The following is a 14,909-nucleotide window of genomic DNA, read 5'->3' as shown; positions in this document are numbered from 1 at the left end:
ATCACTCTCACGCACCACCAGTCGCCAGTCAGCGCCCAACGTGCGACTGGGGAAGCGGCGCCGCAACTCCGCGACTACTCGCTCGGGGGTGTCAGTCAGTGTGAAGCGCCCCAGGTTCTCTGCCGCTCCTATACGGGTTGCGGCTCTCGGTTGAGGGCCGCGTAGTGGGCCTGCTCGAACTCCACGGGGGTCATCATCCCAAGGGTGCCGTGCAGGCGCCTGTTGTTGTACCAGTCGACCCAGCCGGCGGTGGCGTACTCGACGTCGCCGATGGTCCGGTAGGGGCCGGCGTGGAAGACCGTGGTGCGGATGCACTCGGTCTTGTAGAGGCCGATCACGCACTCCATCAGCGCATTGTCATACGCATCGGCAACTGACCCGATCGAGGGCCGGATGCCCTCGTCGGCGAGGTGGTCGGTGAACGTGATCGAGGTGTATTGAGACCCGGCATCCGCGTGGCCAATCAACTCGCCCCTCACGACGGGGTGCCCCTCACGGCCGCGCTGCCACAGCGCCATCCTCAGCGGCACGTCGACCAGCTCGACGGCCTTGGTAGGTGCCACGTTCCAGGCGACGATCTTCTGGGCGAACACGTCGAGGATGAACGCGACGTAGACGAACCCGACCCAGGTGCGGACGCAGATGAAGTCCATGACCCAGGTCCGGTTCGGTGCGTCAGCAGTGAAGTCCCGGTCGAGCAGGTCCCCGGCCCGTTTGCCGTCCTCGGCCGGAATCGTGGTCCGGATCCCCTTGGCGCGGCGAATCCCTTGCAGGCCAAGGGATCTCATCGCACGGTCGACCGATCCGGGCGAAGCACCGGGGGTCGTGCGTCGCACGAGCGCCGTCATCTTCCTGCGCCCGTACAGGCCCTCGGGTGTCATCCGACGCACGCCCTCGTGGTCGATCCGCCAGACGAGGTCGCGGACCTGGTTGGTGACCATCGCGTCACTGATCGTCCTGGCTGCGACCCGGCGGTGAGCGCCCGGCCAGTCGCGGTAGGTCCGCGCGGCGATCTGGCAGCCCTGCTCGCGCAGGACCCGGCAGATCGACTCGACCGCGTGACCATCGGCCCGCAGCTCGTCGATGAACGCGACGATCAGCGGTTGCGGGGGTCGAGCTCCCCCGCGAAGAAAATCGAGGCCCTGCGAAGGATCTCGTTGTCCTCCTCCAGCCGGCGGACCCTGGCCTTCAGGTCCTTGATCTCGGCCAGCTCCTCGCTGGTTGCACCTTGACGCTGTCCGCCGTCGATCTGGGCCTGGACGACCCAGCGGCGCACCGTCTCCTTGCCCAGGCCCTCACGGCGAGCAACGACCTCAGCGGCCGCGGTCAACGACGGGAACTCCGGCAAGTGCTCCAGCACCTGCCGCACGCACCGCTCCTTGACCTTCGGATCGATCTTCTTCGGCATGGTTCGCATCCTTCCAACTCAAAAGGATGCGGCATCAAACCTGGGGCGCTTCAAAGACAATCTCGGCACATGCCGACGAGCGTGCGTGACTTCGCCGCTTATGTACCCGCTCGCGCCAGAGTCTCTCGGGCGCCCCGTACTACAGCGCCGTCGATGAGCCGCCCCGCGCTGTCCAGGGCGACGCTGCTTCCCGAGGCTTCGTAGCGGCCGACGACGTCCTGGGCGGCGGCGACCTCGTCGGCGGTGGGGGCGAGGGCGTCGTGGATGACGGGCACCTGGGCGGGGTGGATCGCCGTACGGGAGCGGAAGCCGAGGTCGAGGGCGAGGCGGGTGCTCTCGCCGAAGGCGTCGAGGTCGCGGAAGTCGGTCGACGTCGGGGCGACCGGGGCCTCCAAGCCGGCGGCGGCGCTGGCGACGACGACCTGGGTGCGTAGGGCGAGGATGACCGCCTCGGTGCGGTGGGTGCGGGTGACGCGGAGGTCGCCGAGGAGGTCGACCTCGCCGATGCCGAAGGCGGTCAGGGCGGGGTGGGTGGACATCTGCTGGAGGGTCTGGAGGCCTTGGGCGGACTCGATGAGGGCGACCACGCTTGGTGGTTTCGAGACGCTCGCTGGCGCTCGCTCCTCAATCACCGCTGGGGTGGGTGGTTTCGAGACGCTCGCTGGCGCTCGCTCCTCAACCACCGGGCGATCGCTCGCTGGCGCTCGCTCCTCGACCACCGGCTGACCGCTCGGGTCGTGGTTTCGAGACGCTCGCTGGCGCTCGCTCCTCAACCACCGCGACTCGTCCTGCCACGCCGGGTGGGTGGTGAGGGCGTCGAGGGCGGTGGGGGTGGCGGTGGCGAGGAAGAGGCCGTCGAGGTGGGGGTGGAGGACGGCGTCGAGGTCGGCGGTGAGGGCGGCGGGGTCGACGCGGACCCAGGCCTGGGCGCCGAGGGTGGAGTCGCGGGCGTCGAGCCAGCGGCGTACGGCCTCGCGGGCCTCGGCCTTGGCGGGCAGGGGCACGGCGTCCTCGAGGTCGAGGACGACGGCGTCGGCCTGGCCGCCGGCGGCCTTGTCGAAGAGGTCGGGGCGGTTGCCGGGCACGTAGAGGAAGGAGCGGGGGAGCACGGGGGTCCTTAACGGAGGCGGTCGGTGATGTCGTTGGCGGCCTCGACCACCAGGCGGGTCTGGCGCTCGTCGGCGCCGTCGGCGAGGTCGGCGTAGCGGAAGACCGGGCCCGAGGAGCTGACCGAGCCGAGCACGTTGCCCGCGACGTCGAAGAAGGGTGCGGCGATCGAGGCGGCGCCGGTGTTGCGCTCGTTGAGGGAGACGGCGTAGCCGCGCTCGCGGGAGGTGGCGAGGTCGGCGAGGTAGGCCTCGACGTCGGTGTCGGGCTTGAGCGCGACCAGCTGGCGCACGGCCTCGTCGATGAGCGGCTGCGGCAGGTGGGCCAGGATCGCGCGGCTCGAGGCGCCCGAGTGCAGGGGGAAGCGCGGGCCGATCTCGACCACCATCTTGATCTCCTGCGGGCTCTCGAACTGGTCGAGGTAGATGCGCTGGTCGCCCACCAGCACCGAGAGCGTCGTGGTCTCCCGGGTCGCGTCGCGCAGCTTGCGCAGCACCGGCGAGGCCACCGAGCGCACGTCGAGCTGGCTCCAGGCCCGCGCGGCCAGCCCCGCCGCGGCCGGGCCGAGCACGTAGCTGGAGCCGCCGGGCACGGGCTGCACCAGCGAGCGCGACGACAGCGACTGCAGGATGCGGTGCACCACCGCCTTGCTCAGCGCCAGGTCGCGGGCGATGCGGGAGACGCCGAGGGGGTCCTCGGAGCGCGCGAAGAGCAGCAGCACGTCGGCGACCCGGTCGGCCGACTCCGTTCCGCCCGGGGTCTCCCGGGCGGCCTCTCCGCGGATCGGGTCTGTGCTCACGGCGCCTTCTTTCGTCGTAGCGTTTCGCTGACCGGAACTGTAACGCTTGCGTTTCGCGGGGGATAGCCCCTAGAAATCCCCGTGAGAGGCGTGCATACTCACTGGAACGTCGATCGAGGGCCGCTCGGGTGCCCGTCAGACGTTCCGCTCAGCGGAGCGCACCGACTCAGGCCACTGTTCCCCCAAGAGGAACGCACACTGTGCCCCAGGCACGAAAGGTTGGTCCAGCACCATGAAGAAGGTCTCCCTCGCCGCGGCGCTCGCCGCGAGCGCCCTCGCCCTCTCCGCCTGCGGCGGCTCCGGCTCCTCCGGCAGCGCCGACGGCGAGATCATGATCGGTGCGGTCCACCCGCTCACCGGCGCCCTGGCCGGGGTCGGCTCGCTGATGAACAACGGCGCCCAGATGGCCGTCGACGACATCAACGCCGCCGGCGGCATCGAGGCCCTCGACGGCGCCCAGCTCACCCTCGGCGAGGGCGACAGCAAGGGCGTGGCCGACAGCGGCCAGAGCGAGGCCCAGCGCCTGATCAGCGAGGGCGCGGTCGCCCTGGTCGGCACCTACCAGAGCGACGTCACCGCCAACGTCTCCGCCGTGGCCGAGCGCTCCGGTGTGCCGCTGGTCATCGACGTCGCCGTCGACGACTCGATCCTCGAGCAGGGCTACCAGAACACCTTCCGCATCCAGCCCAACGCCACGAGCATGGGCACCGACGGCGCCAAGGCGCTCATCGCGCTGGCCGAGGCCAACGACGAGCCGATCGAGTCGGTCTCCTACATCCACATCGAGGGCGCCTTCGGCCAGAGCGTCTTCGACGCCTTCGCCGAGGAGGCCGAGGCCAACGGCGTGGAGGTGCTGGAGGAGGTCACCTACCCCGGCACCAACTTCACCGACGCCACCACCCAGGTGCGCGAGGCCGCCGCGGCCGACCCCGACGTCATCGTCGCCACCGGCTACTACCCCGACAGCCTCCTCATCGCCCAGGCCGTCGAGGCCCTCGGCCCCGACATCGACGCCGTCTACGGCGTGGCCAACGGCGGCTTCGACGACGGCGCCTTCCCCGGCGACGCCGGCCAGGCGGGCAACCAGGTGCTCAGCGCCAACTACCACTACGCCGCCACCGACGAGCGCGTGCAGGACATCCGCACCCGCTTCGAGGAGGAGTACGGCAAGCCCATGGAGACGGCCTCGATGCTGTCCTACCAGGCCGTCGTCGTCATCGCCCAGGCCCTCGAGGAGGCCGGCTCCGACGACCCCGAGGCCGTGCGCGAGGCGCTCGCCGGCATCGAGGTCGACGACCCGCTGCTGGCCTTCGACGGCCCCATCACCTTCGACGAGACCGGGCAGAACGAGAACGCCACCGTCATCGTCATGCAGATCCAGGACGGCGAGGTCGAGCAGGTCTTCCCCGAGGACTTCACGACCAGCGAGCCCGTCTACCCGACCAACCGCTGAGGCGGCCCCCGCCGTCAGGAACGGATGACACCCGGATGACAACGAGCCCCACCGCCACCGATCCCGGAGGCCCCACCGCCGTGGAGCCCGACCGGGAGCGCCGCAGCCTGAAGCTGCCGGCGGCGCCCCTCTTCGTCCTGGCCGCCGTCGTGGTCGCGCTGGCCCTCGTCTACACCGTGGGCCAGCGCGAGACCGGCCTGGTCACCCAGTCGGTGGCCACCGGCCTCCTGCTCGGCGGGGTCTACGCCCTCGTCTCGGTCGGGCTCACGCTGATCTTCGGCGTGCTCGGCATCGTCAACTTCGCCCAGGGCGCCATGCTCACCATGGCCATGTTCCTGGTCTACGAGATGTCGACCTCCGGCGGCATCCCGGTCTACGTCGCGACGCTGCTGGCCGTGCCGGTGATGTTCCTCTTCGGCGTGCTCGTGCAGGCCACCCTGCTCAACAAGCTCACCATGGCCGGCAACGAGGAGGGCCCGCTGCTCATCACGCTCGGGCTCTCGCTGCTCATCGTCAACGTGCTGCTGATGATCTTCGGCGGCCGCCCGCTGCGCGTGCCGGGCTCGGTCAGCGGCCGCGTCGAGATCCTCGACGCGATCATGTCCTACGAGCGGCTCATCGCCTTCGGCGGAGCGCTGCTCGTGGCCGGGGCGCTGACCCTGCTGCTGCGCGGCACCTCCTTCGGCCTCTCCATCCGCGCGGTCTCCGCCAACACCCAGGGCGCCTCCCTGGTCGGCGTCGACGTCAGCCGGGTCTACGCCCTGACCTTCGGCATCGGCTCGGCCTGCGTGGCCGTGGCCGGCGGCCTCATGGCGCCCTTCCTCAGCCTGACCCCGTCGGTGGGCGAGCAGTTCACCATCCTCGCCTTCGTCATCGTCGTGCTCGGCGGCCTCGGCAACGTCGCCGGCGCCGTGGTCGGCGGGCTGATCATCGGCCTCGTGCAGACCGTCGGGGCGCTCTACCTGCCCGGCACCGGCTCGCTGATCCTGGTCTTCGGCGTCTTCGTCCTCGTCCTCTTCTTCCGCCCCCAGGGCATCTTCGGAGCGACCCGATGAGCGCCACCAGCACCGCCGGCACGCCCGGCACCCCCGCCCCCGGCGCCACGCGCCGCCCCAGCGTCGGTCTCGACGACCCGCGCCTGAAGGACCGCTCCACCTCGCGCACCTACGCCGCGCTGGCGCTCATCGTCGCGCTGCTCGCCGTACTGCCCCTGCTCCTCGACGAGCAGACCGAGGCCGTGGCCATCCGCACCCTGATCTTCGCGATCCTGGCGGTGGGGTGGAACCTGATGAGCGGCTACGGCGGCATGTTCAGCTTCGGCCACGCCGCCTTCTTCGGCATCGGCGCCTACACCGACGCCTACCTCCTGGTCGAGCACGGCGTCTCGCCGTGGATCTCGATGCTGGTGGGCGCGGCGATCTCGGCGGCCGCCGGCACCCTCATCGCCTTCCTGTGCCTGCGCTACCGCCTGGCCGGGGCCTACTTCGCGCTGGCCACCTTCGCCTTCGCCCAGGTCTTCCTGCTCGCGGTGCAGAACCTCGACTTCCTGCGCCGCACCGAGGGCTTCAACGTGCCCCTGCTGCTGGAGGACTCCTGGTCGATGATGCAGTTCGAGCAGGGCAGCCCGATCTACTTCTGGATCCCGCTCGCCGTGCTCGCCCTCGGCCTCTTCGGCACGGTCGCCTTCGTCAACTCCCGCGCGGGGCAGTACGTGCAGGCCGTGCGCGACGACGAGGTCGCCGCCGCCTCCCTCGGCATCCGCGTCATGCGCTACCGCCTCGTCACGGTCGCGCTCAGCTGCGCCTTCACCTCGCTGGCCGGCGCCTTCTACACCCAGTACTACTTCTTCGTCGGCCCCGAGCAGGCCTTCGGCTCCGGGGTCTCGGTCAACGCGATCGTGCCCGCCGTCATCGGCGGCATCGGCACCGTCTTCGGCCCGCTCGTCGGCGCCCTGGTCGTCGGCCCGCTCTCGGAGTGGATCGCCCAGATCCTGCGCGACCCGCCGGAGTTCCTCGCCTTCCTCCAGGGCGTGACCGGCCTCGACGTCGCCATCTACGCCGCCCTGCTCGTCCTCATCGTGCTGTTCATGCCCAAGGGCATCTACGGCACCCTGCGCGATCGGTTCCGCTCATGACGCTGCTGCACGTGGAGTCGCTGACCAAGACCTTCGCCGGCCTCACCGCCGTGCGCGACGTCGACGTCGACGTCACCGACGGGGAGTTCCTCGGCATCGTCGGGCCCAACGGCGCGGGCAAGACCACGCTCTTCTCGCTGCTCGCCGGCCAGCTCGAGCCCACCCGCGGCCGCGTCGTCTTCGACGGCCAGGACATCACCGGCTGGGGGCCGGCCAAGGTAGCCTCCGTCGGGCTGGTGCGCACGTTCCAGCTGATGCGGCCCTTCGAGTCGATGAGCGTGCTCGACAACGTCGCCATCGCCGCCCACGGCCGCCACCGCTCCCGCAAGGCCGCGCGCCGCGCCGCGCTGGAGGTCATCGACCGGGTGCAGCTGGACCGCTACGTCCACTCCCCGTCGGGCAGCCTGCCCACCGCCGGCCTCAAGCGCCTCGAGCTCGCCCGCGCCCTGGCCCTCGAGCCGCGGCTGCTGCTGCTCGACGAGGTGCTCGCCGGGCTCGTGCCCGCCGAGCGCGCCCCCATGATCGAGCTGCTGCGCGAGATCCACGCCGACGGCATGACGGTGATGTTCGTGGAGCACATCATGGCCGCGGTGATGGCGCTCTCCGAGCGCCTGCTGGTCATGGCCGAGGGCGCCGAGCTCGCCCTCGGCGACCCCCACGAGGTCATCACCGACCCCCGGGTCGTCGAGGCCTACCTCGGAGAGGACTACGCATGAGCACCCCCACCCCCACTCCCACCCCGGGTACGGCGCCCGCGCCGCACCGCCCGCCGGGCGACTCCCTGCTGCAGCTGCGCGACCTGCACGCCGGCTACCGCCGCCTGGAGATCCTCCACGGCCTCGACCTGCACGTCGCCCGCGGCGAGATCGTCTCCCTCATCGGCGCCAACGGCGCGGGCAAGACCACCACGCTGCGCGCCGTCGCCGGGCTGGTCTCGGTCACCGGCGGCGAGATCCTCTTCGACGGCGCCGCGGTGCACAAGATGAAACCCCACCAGGTCGTGCGCGCCGGGCTCGTCCACGTGGCCCAGGACCGCGCCCTCTTCGGCGACCTCCAGGTCATCGAGAACCTCGAGATGGGCGCCTACTCCCAGCCCCGCTCCACGGTGAAGGCCTCCCTGGAGGAGGTCTTCGACCTCTTCCCGATCCTCGCCGCGCGGCGGGCCCAGAAGGCCGAGACCATGTCGGGCGGGCAGCAGCAGATGCTGGCCATCGGGCGGGCCATGATGGCGCGGCCCGCCTGCCTGACCCTCGACGAGCCCTCGGTGGGCCTCGCGCCCAACCTGGTCGCCCAGGTGCTCGAGGCCATCGGCCGCATCCGCGACTCCGGGGTCACCGTGCTCATCGTGGAGCAGAACGCCTCCCAGGCCCTCGCCATCTCCGACCGCGCCTACGTCATCGAGAGCGGCGCCATCGTGCTCGAGGGCACCGGCGCCGAGCTGGCCGACGACCCGCGCGTGCGCGAGGCCTACCTCGGGGTCTGACCCCGACCGCACAGCCCGACCGTCGGTCGAGGGGCGCGAGCAGAGAGAAGAGGAGGGGAGCGCGTGGAGTTCCTGGTGCACATCGAGATCGTCTGGCCGCCCGAGACGCCGGTCGAGCAGCGCGAGGAGGTCTTCGCCCGCGAGCTGGCCCAGGGCCAGCGCCTCGCCGCCGCCGGCCAGCTGCGGCGGCTCTGGCGCATCCCGGGCCGCTGGGCCAACTGGAGCCTCTACGACGTCGCCGACGCCACCGAGCTGCACGCCTGCCTGACCTCGCTGCCGCTGCACCCGTGGATGGACATCACCGTCCACCCGCTCGCCGCGCACCCCAACGACCCCCGCGCCCTGGGCCTCGGCCCCGAGGCGCAGCCGCCCGGCGCGGCGACGGCGTACGCCGCCCCCGGCACGCCCGCGCCGCCCGCCGGCCCGACCGACCCGACCCAGGGAGACCCCGCCTGATGCGACTGCTCGCCATCACCCCCATCGTCGTCGACGACGCCGAGCTGGCCCGGCGCCAGGCGCGCTACGACGCCCTCGCGCCCGCCGGCGTCACTGTCGTGCTCGAGCACCTCGACCCCGGCAGCTCCGGGGGAGGCGCGACGGGCGAGCCCGACGGCCAGACCCCGCGCCTGCCGCGCGCCCTCGACACCGCCGACGACGTGCGGGCCAGCGAGCGGGCGCTCCACGCCCGCTACGCCGCCGTCGACCCCACCGGCTGGGACGCCTACCTCCCCGACTGCGTGCTCGACCCGCTCGCCGACCTCGCCGAGGGCGAGGGGGCCGCGGGCGAGGGCCTGGCCGGTCTCGCGCGGCCGGTGCTCGGCCTGGGCCGGCTCACCGCGGCCTTCGTCACCGGCCAGGGCGCCCGCCTCGGCGCCGTGGCCCGCAACGCCCCGATCGCGGCCGAGCTCGACCGCCGCCTGGGCCAGTACGCCGCCGCGACCGTCGCCCCGACCGCCGTGCTCGACCTGTCGGTCGACGACATCGCCGACGACGCCACCTGGGCCGCGGCGGTGGAGCGCACCGTCGGGGGCCTCGACTGCGACTTCGTGCTCAACGCGTGCTCGGCGGTCGACGTGGCCGAGCAGGCGCGGGCGCCGTACGTGCTCGACCCCACCGCCACCGCCCTGGCCCTCCTCGGGCTGCGGGCGCGGGTGACCGGCCGGCTCGACGACGCCTCGCCCGCCACGACCGCTGCCCCGGCCACGACGGGGGCGACCCGATGATCGCGGAGGGTCCCGACCTCGTCGTCGCCGGCGCCGGCGGCGGGCTGGTGGCCGCGCTGCGCGCCGCCTCGCTGGGCCTCTCGGTGCTGGTGGTGGAGCGCAACGAGCACTTCGCGCGCGGCAACAACACCGCCATGTCGACCGCGATGGTGCCCGGCGCCGGCACCCGCTGGCAGCGCGAGGCCGGGGTCGAGGACTCCGCCGAGCGCTTCGTCGACGACATCCGCGCCAAGACCCACGGCCAGGCCGACGAGCGGCTCGCCGTGGCCCTGGCCGGGGTCAGCGCCCGGCTGGTGGAGTGGCTGGCCGACGAGGCCGGGCTGCCGCTCTCGCTGGTCACCGACTTCGGCTACCCCGGCCACTCCGCGCTGCGCTGCCACACCGTGCCCGGCCGCGCCGGGCAGGCGATGCTGGCCGACCTCGTGCGCGCCGCGCGCGCCAGCGACCTCGTCGACCTGCTCGTGCCGGCCCGGCTCGTCGACGTCGTGCTCGACGACGACGGCGCGGTGTGCGAGGCCGTGGTCGAGACCCCCAACGGCGAGGAGCGCGTGCCGACCCGCGCCGTGCTGCTGGCCACCAACGGCTTCGGCGCCGACCGCGAGCTCGTGGCCCGCCACCTGCCCGAGATCGCCGGCGCGACCTACCACGGCAGCGAGGGCTCCACCGGCGACGCCCTGCGCCTGGGCGAGCGGCTCGGCGCGCAGACCGCCTACCTCGACTCCTACCAGGGCCACGCCGCCCTCACCCCCGCCGCCACCCTGGCCGGCTGGGCCACCGTCATGCACGGCGCCGTCGTCGTCGACACCACCGGGCGCCGCTTCGGCGACGAGACCACCGGCTACTCCGAGTACGCCGCGGCGCTCCAGGCCGCCGAGGGCGGGCGCGGCTGGCTGGTGCTCGACGAGCGGATCCACGAGGCGTGCCAGTCCTTCACCGACTACCGCGACACCGTCGAGTCGGGGGTCACCCGCACCGCCGCCGACGTGGCCGGCCTGGCCGCCGCGATCGACGTCGACGCCGGCGTGCTGGGCGCGACGCTCGAGGCGGCCCGCGCCGCGGCGAGCGGCGAGGCCGACGACCCGCACGGGCGCACGCGGTGGGAGGCGCCGCTGGCTGCGGCGTACCGCGCCGTGCCCGTCACCCCCGCGCTCTTCCACACCCAGGGCGGGCTGGTCGTCGACGAGCACGCCCGCGTGCAGCGCGCCGACGGCCCCGTGACCGGTCTCTACGCCGCCGGGGGCGCCGCCGCCGGCATCTCCGGGCACGGCGCCGCGGGCTACCTCGCCGGCAACGGCCTGCTCCCCGCCCTCGGGCTGTCGTTCCTCGCCGCCGAGCACGTGGCCGCGGGGCGCTGAGCCCGGGGGCGGCGCACGCGACCGGCGCGTCTTACTGATCGTTGCGACTACTGGCAGGGCGTTGTGACGGTCAGGTAGTGGTCGCAACGGTCAGTAAGACGCGGACGCGGCCGCGGACGCCGCTGCCGTGGCGGGGGTCAGGCGCCGAGGGCGGCGGAGACGACGTCGCGGGCCTCGGCCTGCACCTGGGCGAGGTGGTCGGGGCCCTGGAAGGACTCGGCGTAGATCTTGTAGACGTCCTCCGTGCCCGACGGGCGCGCGGCGAACCACGCCGACTCGGTGGTCACCTTGAGCCCGCCGATGGCGGCGCCGTTGCCGGGGGCCTCGGTGAGCTTGGCGGTGATCTCCTCCCCGGCCAGCGTGGTGGCGGTGACGTCGTCGGGGGAGAGCGCGGCGAGCGCGGCCTTCTGCTCGCGGGTGGCGGGGGCGTCGATGCGGGCGTAGGCGGGGTCGCCGTGCTGCGCGACGAGGTCGGCGTAGTGCTGCGAGGGGGTCCTGCCGCTGGTGGCGAGGATCTCCGAGGCCAGCAGGCAGAGGATGAGGCCGTCCTTGTCGGTGGTCCAGGCCGAGCCGTCGCGTCGCAGGAACGACGCCCCGGCCGACTCCTCGCCGCCGAAGCCGAAGGAGCCGTCGAGCAGCCCGGGCACGAACCACTTGAAGCCCACCGGCACCTCCACCAGCGGCGTGCCGATCGAGGCCGCGACCCGGTCGATCATCGACGACGACACCAGCGTCTTGCCGATGCGCGCCGAGGCCGGCCAGTCGGGGCGCGCGCCGCCGAAGAGGTGGCCGATGGCGACGGCGAGGAAGTGGTTGGGGTTCATCAGCCCGGCGTCGGGGGTGACGATGCCGTGGCGGTCGGCGTCGGCGTCGTTGCCGGTGGCGATGTCGTAGGCGTCCTTCTGCGCGACCAGCGAGGCCATCGCCGAGGGCGAGGAGCAGTCCATGCGGATCTTGCCGTCCCAGTCGAGGGTCATGAAGCGCCAGGTGGCGTCGACCAGCGGGTTGACCACGGTGAGGTCGAGGCCGTGGCGCTCGGCGATCTCGCCCCAGTAGTGCACCGCCGCGCCGCCGAGCGGGTCGGCGCCGATGCGCACGCCCGCGGAGCGGATCGCCTCGAGGTCGACCACCTGGGGCAGGTCGTCGACGTAGCCGCCCAGGAAGTCGTACGTCGACACCGCGGCCCGCGCCCGCGCGAAGGGCACGCGGCGCACGTCGTGGAGCCCCGCGGCGATGAGCTGGTTGGCGCGCGCGGCGATGACCTTCGTGGCGTCGGAGTCGGCCGGCCCGCCGTGGGGCGGGTTGTACTTGAAGCCGCCGTCGGCCGGCGGGTTGTGCGAGGGGGTCACGACGATGCCGTCGGCCAGGCCCGGCCCGCTCGTGCGGCCCCGGTTGGCGCGCAGGATCGCGTGGGAGACCGCGGGGGTGGGGGTGTAGGCGTCGCGGTCGTCGACGAGCACGGTGACGTCGTTGGCCACCAGGACCTCCAGCGCGGTGGCCCAGGCCGGCTCGGAGAGGCCGTGGGTGTCGCGGCCGATGAAGAGCGGGCCGTCGTAGCCCTGCTCGCGGCGGTAGTCGCAGATCGCCTGGGTCGTGGCCAGGATGTGCGCCTCGTTGAACGAGGTCTTGAGCGAGGACCCGCGGTGCCCGGAGGTGCCGAAGGCGACCTGCTGGTCGACGTCGTCGGGGTCGGGCTCGCCGGTGTAGTAGGCGGTGACGAGGTGGGCGACGTCGACGAGGTCGGCGGGCTCGGCGGGCTGTCCGGCGCGGGGGCTGCTCATGGGGCTCATCATGGCCTCGAAAGCCCAGCGGGGGCACCACCCCTCGGCCTACGATCGCTCCATGTCGTCACTCCAGTCACACGCGTCCCACGGGGGCGGCGCGGCCGACGGGGTCGACGGGGTGGTCGGCGGTGTAGCTGGCGGTGTCGCTGACGGGGTGACCGGCGGGCTGACGAGAGGTACGACGGGCCGGGTGGCGGGCGGCGCCGACGCCGGCCGGGTCGCTCACCGGGTCGCTCACGTGGTCACGGGCGTGGTGCGTCGCGGGGGTCCGGGGGCGTGAGGCACCAGCGCACGGCCGCCCTCGTCGGGGTGGCCGTCCTGTGGCTCGCCCTGGGCCCGTGGGTGCTGGTGCTCGCGCTGGCGAGCCTGCTCCACCCGGCGGTGCGCGCCTGGCTGCGACCGACCCCGCGGGTCGCCGCGGCGTGGGTCGGCGCGGTGGCCGCGGCCGTCGGCATCGCGGTGGTCGCCCCCGCCGGCTGGCTGCCCGTGCCGCCCGGGCCGGGCGCGCTGGTGACCCCGGCCTACGTCGGGCGACCCGTCGCCGCCCAGCCGCTGCTCGACGTCGCGGGCGGGCCGGGCCCGCGCGGGGAGTCGCCCGGGGTGACCTCGCGCTGGTTCGGCTGGGGCGGGCGCTGCTGGGGCGTCACCGCCGCCGGCGACGCGCTGCTCGCGCGCTGCGGCTCGACCCTGCGACTGGTCGGCGCCGACTCGCTGCGCGCCCGCGACACCCTCGACCTGGCCGCCGGGGGGTCCGGCGAGTCCGACTCTGCGGGCGGGTCCGACGGAGCAGCGGAGGAGCCTGCGGGCGCCTGCGCCTCGGCCTTCGCCACCACCTCCTCCGTGGCCTCCGTGCTCGGTGACGGGGGCTCCGGCGCGGGCTCCGGGGGTGCGGCCGAGGGCGACGGCGGCGAGGCTGCCGGTGACGACGCCGCTGGGGACCTCCCGGCCACCGCCGACGGCACGGGCGCCGTGGTGCCGACCCTCGACCGGCGGGTGCTGGTCGTGGCGATCGGCGACGACAGGGGCGAGCTCACGGTGGTGCGCGACGTCGACGTCTCCGCCGCCGTGCCCGCCGGCGACTGCCTGGTCTCCGCCGCCGCGCCCGCCGGCCCGACGGGCACGAGCGGCGCCGGCGGCGGGCGGCTGTGGTTCGTCACCCGCGACGGCCGCGTCGGCGTCGTCGACCCCGACGGCACCGTGCGCACCACCGACCTCGGCGAGACCGTCGGTCAGCCGCTCGTGGTCGCGCCCGCGGGCGGCTCTGCGGGCGACTCGGCTGGCGACGCCGCGGGCGCCGCGGGCGCCGCAGGAGGCACGACCGGCGGGTCAGCGGCGGCCTCGCCCAGCGGTCCGGGCGGCGGGTCGGCGGGCGGGCCGGCGGGCGGGTCGGCCGGCGGCTCGACCGGCACCGCGGGGAGCGAGGTGCTGGTGAGCAGCACGGCCGCGACGTACCGCCTCGCGCTGCGCGGCGGTCGCCCGGGCGTGGTGTGGCGCGCGGCCTACGACCGCGGTGGAGAGGTCAAGGACGGGCAGCCCGACCAGGGCACCGGCACGCCGCCGGTGCCGCTGGCCGGCGGGCTGGTCGCCCTCACCGACAACGCCGAGCCGCGGATGCACCTGCGCGTGCTCGACGCTCGCGACGGCTCCGAGGTCTGCTCGGCGGCGCTCTTCAAGGACGACCACAGCGCCACCCGCGGCCCGCTGGTCTCGGTGGGCCGCGGGGTCGTGGTCGCCAACACCGCCGGCTCCTCGGGTTGGTCGCCGACCCTGCTCGGCCGCGCGCCCAGCGGCGGCGTGGCCCGCGTCGACGTCGTCGACGGCGAGTGCGTGGAGCGCTGGAGCACCGACCTGGTCGCCCCGTCGGCCGGCGCCGTGGTCTCGCCGGTGACCGGGCTGGTCTACCTGCCGACCAAGCGGCGCAGCTGGTGGGGCGCCGACGCGTGGTACCTCACCGCCGTCGAGGCCGCCACCGGCCACACCGCCTTCGGCGTGCGCCTGGGCCTCGGCCCCCTCGTCGACCCTGCCGACCCCACCGGCTCCCCGGTCGCCCTCGGCCCCGACGGCGCGGCCTACGTCGGCACCCGTGGCGGCCTCGTCCGCGTCCGCGACGCCGACTGAGCCGTCGGCCGCCGTGCGGACCGGGATCGGGCTGGCCGGGTGGGC

Annotated in this window: 14 protein-coding genes and 1 other annotated feature; of the genes, 9 read left to right on the top strand and 5 right to left on the bottom strand. The window is 73.8% G+C overall.

Annotation, left to right across the window (positions count from 1 at the left end; translation table 11 throughout):
• Positions 1-128: 128 nt before the first annotated feature.
• The 3 genes from M3673_RS07415 to M3673_RS19600 all read right to left on the bottom strand — a co-directional run bounded on the left by M3673_RS07415 (position 129) and on the right by M3673_RS19600 (position 3,314).
• A protein-coding gene (locus M3673_RS07415; protein ID WP_251532732.1) for an IS3 family transposase occupies positions 129-1,408 on the bottom strand; the annotation gives its coding sequence in 2 pieces (ribosomal slippage) (positions 129-1,135 and positions 1,135-1,408; 1,281 coding nt in all).
• Positions 1,005-1,139, bottom strand: a sequence feature (AL1L pseudoknot). (Overlaps the previous gene by 135 nt.)
• Positions 1,409-1,506: 98 nt before the next feature.
• Positions 1,507-2,517 (bottom strand): aldolase/citrate lyase family protein, encoded by a 1,011-nt coding sequence (locus M3673_RS07410; protein WP_251532731.1) that lies wholly within the window; start codon positions 2,515-2,517, stop codon positions 1,507-1,509.
• 8 nt (positions 2,518-2,525) lie between these two features.
• Positions 2,526-3,314 (bottom strand): IclR family transcriptional regulator, encoded by a 789-nt coding sequence (locus M3673_RS19600; RefSeq protein ID WP_056864942.1) that lies wholly within the window; start codon positions 3,312-3,314, stop codon positions 2,526-2,528.
• Between the two features lie 232 nt (positions 3,315-3,546).
• On the opposite strand from M3673_RS19600, the gene M3673_RS07400 reads away from it, so the two are divergent.
• The 8 genes from M3673_RS07400 to M3673_RS07365 all read left to right on the top strand — a co-directional run bounded on the left by M3673_RS07400 (position 3,547) and on the right by M3673_RS07365 (position 10,962).
• Positions 3,547-4,767 (top strand): ABC transporter substrate-binding protein, encoded by a 1,221-nt coding sequence (locus tag M3673_RS07400; RefSeq protein ID WP_228941543.1) that lies wholly within the window; start codon positions 3,547-3,549, stop codon positions 4,765-4,767.
• Positions 4,768-4,802: 35 nt separating this feature from the next.
• On the top strand, positions 4,803-5,822 hold the full coding sequence (locus M3673_RS07395) for a branched-chain amino acid ABC transporter permease (protein ID WP_251532730.1): 1,020 nt from the start codon (positions 4,803-4,805) through the stop codon (positions 5,820-5,822).
• Positions 5,819-6,901 (top strand): branched-chain amino acid ABC transporter permease, encoded by a 1,083-nt coding sequence (locus M3673_RS07390; protein WP_056864939.1) that lies wholly within the window; start codon positions 5,819-5,821, stop codon positions 6,899-6,901. Before M3673_RS07395 ends, M3673_RS07390 begins: the two co-directional genes overlap by 4 nt.
• Positions 6,898-7,617, top strand: a complete 720-nt coding sequence (locus M3673_RS07385) for an ABC transporter ATP-binding protein (RefSeq protein WP_082503315.1) — start codon at positions 6,898-6,900, stop codon at positions 7,615-7,617. The genes M3673_RS07390 and M3673_RS07385 overlap by 4 nt, the downstream gene beginning before the upstream one ends.
• Positions 7,614-8,384 (top strand): ABC transporter ATP-binding protein, encoded by a 771-nt coding sequence (locus M3673_RS07380; RefSeq protein ID WP_251532729.1) that lies wholly within the window; start codon positions 7,614-7,616, stop codon positions 8,382-8,384. Before M3673_RS07385 ends, M3673_RS07380 begins: the two co-directional genes overlap by 4 nt.
• 63 nt (positions 8,385-8,447) lie before the next feature.
• Positions 8,448-8,840: a muconolactone Delta-isomerase family protein gene (locus M3673_RS07375; RefSeq protein ID WP_251532728.1), complete on the top strand. Its 393-nt coding sequence runs from the start codon at positions 8,448-8,450 to the stop codon at positions 8,838-8,840.
• Positions 8,840-9,607, top strand: coding sequence for a hypothetical protein (locus M3673_RS07370; protein WP_251532727.1), 768 nt, complete (start codon positions 8,840-8,842; stop codon positions 9,605-9,607). Before M3673_RS07375 ends, M3673_RS07370 begins: the two co-directional genes overlap by 1 nt.
• On the top strand, positions 9,604-10,962 hold the full coding sequence (locus tag M3673_RS07365) for an FAD-binding protein (protein WP_251532726.1): 1,359 nt from the start codon (positions 9,604-9,606) through the stop codon (positions 10,960-10,962). Before M3673_RS07370 ends, M3673_RS07365 begins: the two co-directional genes overlap by 4 nt.
• Positions 10,963-11,099: 137 nt before the next feature.
• Here M3673_RS07365 and pgm read toward each other — a convergent pair whose 3' ends face one another.
• Together pgm and M3673_RS07355 are read right to left on the bottom strand one after the other, a co-directional pair.
• A complete protein-coding gene (gene pgm / locus M3673_RS07360; RefSeq protein WP_251532725.1) occupies positions 11,100-12,743 on the bottom strand; it encodes a phosphoglucomutase (alpha-D-glucose-1,6-bisphosphate-dependent) in 1,644 nt (547 codons plus the stop codon).
• A gap of 76 nt (positions 12,744-12,819) precedes the next feature.
• A complete protein-coding gene (locus tag M3673_RS07355) occupies positions 12,820-12,984 on the bottom strand; it encodes a hypothetical protein (RefSeq protein ID WP_251532724.1) in 165 nt (54 codons plus the stop codon).
• Between the two features lie 38 nt (positions 12,985-13,022).
• On the opposite strand from M3673_RS07355, the gene M3673_RS07350 reads away from it, so the two are divergent.
• Entirely contained in the window at positions 13,023-14,864 is a 1,842-nt protein-coding gene (locus tag M3673_RS07350) for a hypothetical protein (RefSeq protein WP_251532723.1), read from the top strand.
• Positions 14,865-14,909 lie beyond the last annotated feature (45 nt).

The sequence above is a fragment of the Nocardioides sp. P86 genome (assembly GCF_023712465.1).
In the GTDB taxonomy this organism is placed as follows: Bacteria; Actinomycetota; Actinomycetes; order Propionibacteriales; family Nocardioidaceae; genus Nocardioides; species Nocardioides kribbensis.
This window is presented reverse-complemented; position numbering and strand designations above follow the sequence as displayed.